Source organism: Spirosoma gilvum (assembly GCF_054776815.1).
Window position 1 is genome coordinate 1 of sequence record NZ_BAAHBH010000043.1, and the last position, 791, is coordinate 791.

The following is a 791-nucleotide window of genomic DNA, read 5'->3' on the forward strand; positions in this document are numbered from 1 at the left end:
TGCTCACACTGGTGGTCGAGCTACAGCCCGTTGCGTTGCTCACCGTTACCACATACGTGCCCGCATTGGCTGGGCTGGCATTGGTAATGATGGGGTTCTGAGACAGGCTGGTGTAGCTGTTGGGCCCGCTCCAGCTGTAGCTGGTGCCTCCGCTGGCCGTCAGGTTGATGCTTGAACCTTCACACACGGTGGTAGCTAACGCTCCCGCACTGGCTACTGGCAAGGCATTGCCAATGACTATCTGATCATCCGAGCTACTACAGTTACCACTGGTCACTGTCACCGAGTAGGTGTTGGTGCCGGCACCCACTGTCGTGCTGATACTGCTGGAACTGTTAGGCCCAGTGCTCCACTGGTAAGTGGCGCCAGCTATCACTGGACTAACACTTAGGGTCACCGTAGTGCCTTCACACACACTCGTGTTGGAAGCGACAATGGTGACCTGGGGTGCCCCTGTATCAGTCAAAGTCTGGGCTGGTAAGGCAGTCGAACAGCCACCTGCTCCGATCACACTTAGGTTGTAGGTGCCTGCCGATAAGTTAGACACTGTGTACTGACCTCCGGCAGTAGCCTGAATCACACTACTAACTCCATTGTTTACTAAAGTATAGGTACTTCCTGCTGTTAGACCACCGATGGTGATGCTACCTGTTGTACCACTACAGCTGCCGGGGTTAGTGCTGGCCAGTATACTTAACGTAAGAGCCTGGGGTACACTGATGCTCACACTGGTGGTCGAGCTACAGCCCGTTGCGTTGCTCACCGTTACCACATACGTGCCCGCATTGGCT

General features: G+C 55.0%; 1 pseudogene. It reads right to left on the reverse strand.

Annotated elements, in window-relative coordinates:
* Positions 1 to 791 (reverse strand): annotated as a pseudogene (locus ACYVFD_RS35975) (hypothetical protein); the annotation flags it as partial.